The sequence below is a fragment of the Erwinia sp. B116 genome, assembly GCF_002865965.1.
In the GTDB taxonomy this organism is placed as follows: domain Bacteria; phylum Pseudomonadota; class Gammaproteobacteria; order Enterobacterales; family Enterobacteriaceae; genus Erwinia.
In genome coordinates this window covers 1-1523 of the sequence record NZ_JRZZ01000080.1, presented here as the reverse complement: position 1 = coordinate 1523, position 1523 = coordinate 1, and the positions used below count along the sequence as shown (strand labels likewise).

Sequence of the window (1523 nt, the reverse complement as noted above, 5' to 3'; positions counted from 1 at the left end):
TACCGCAATTGTGTTCATCAGTACCTCTCCTCAATAAAGGTCAGCGCGTCGCACAGCGCACTCTCTGCGCCAAAACCGCCCGCTTTGGTGATCACCGGGATATCGTCGATTTCACTGCCCGTCAGCGTGCCGAAGGGAATACAGGCGGCAACCTCACCGGCAATCCGGTAGCCCTGCGCCCCCAGCGCGACGGCCACCGCGGCGGCGGTATCGCCCCCGGTGAGGATCAGCCCGCCGATGCGGGTCAGCCCGGTCACCTTATGCGCCAGCCTGCCGAGCTGCTGGCTAATCTGCCCGGCCACCTGACGACGGGTCAGCAGATGCTGCTGGCAGTAGCGGCTGACCGTCGTGCGCTCCCGCGCCTGCTGGCGGGTGCAGAGAATGCAGTGCCGCCCGTGGGCCAGCTGACGCGCCACCTGCTCCGCCAGCTGTTGCAGTTCGCTACCGGAGGCGCTGCCGAGCAGCACGGCCATCGCCACTTCAACCACCTCAGCGTGACCGCGTTGCCTGGCCGCCTCCACCTGACGGCGGGTGACCTCATTCATCGATCCGGCCACCACCAGCACCGGCAGGGCGTGATGACGATAGGCCGCCACCGGCAGCGCGTGCGCCAGCCCGGCCGCCCCGACCAGCAGCGGCACCTGCGGCATCGCCAGCGCCGCGCGGGCAATCTGCTGCAGATCGTCGTCCGTTACCGCATCCACCACCACCATCGCGCGGCCACCCGTGCAGAGCCGGGCTAACGCACTCCCCAGCTGGTGATACCTGACCTGATGCAGGCCAATCTCATACACCGGCAGACGGCTCTGCGCGGCGATCAGCGTGCGGATGCGGGAAGAGGCCAGCGGCGTAACCGCATCGCGGGCAAACGCCGTCTCCAGCAGCGGCACCTGATGCACCCGGCACTCGCCCTGCTCGGTGGTGCGCCCGGCGGCGGGGATGGCCGCTGCGATCACCGCCAGCCGCTTGCCCGCCGCAAGCATCGCGGCTTCCACCTCGGCCCCGACGTTGCCACGAAAGGTCGAATCAATTTTTTTAAACACCAGCGGCGGATCCTGACCGGGCGTGTACCACGGATGCAGCACCTGAGCTACGGTGCGTGCCGCCGCCGCCGCCGCGCTGGCACGACTTTCGGTATTGACCACCAGCACATCGCTGCACGGTGACGGTCTCTGCTGCGGGGTGAGCAGCACCTCGGTGCGTACGCCGTTTTTTGCCAGCTGCGCGCCGGTATCGCAGGCACCGGTAAAATCATCGGCTATCACAATCAGCTTCATGTGGCCTCCTTCAGCGGATGGCGTGCGCTGCCTGTTTCTCTCCACGGGGCCAGTAAGAGCGTAAGGTTCGCAGTGGTGATTTCCCTTAGCTTCATACTGCCTCCTTTAATTGACTGTGCGCGCTGCCTGTTTCTCTCCACGAGGTTAGTAAAGGCATCAGGTTCGCAGTGGTGATTTCCCTCAGCTTCATACTGCCTCCTTTAACGGCCTGCGTGCGTTGCGCCTTGCCACCCACGAGGTCAGCAG

Annotated in this window: 1 protein-coding gene; it reads right to left on the bottom strand. The window is 65.5% G+C overall.

The genetic code is table 11. The annotated features are described in order from the left end of the window. Positions 1-17: 17 nt before the first annotated feature. Entirely contained in the window at positions 18-1277 is a 1260-nt protein-coding gene (locus tag NV64_RS22390) for a four-carbon acid sugar kinase family protein (RefSeq protein WP_101506825.1), read from the bottom strand. Between the last annotated feature and the right edge of the window lie 246 nt (positions 1278-1523).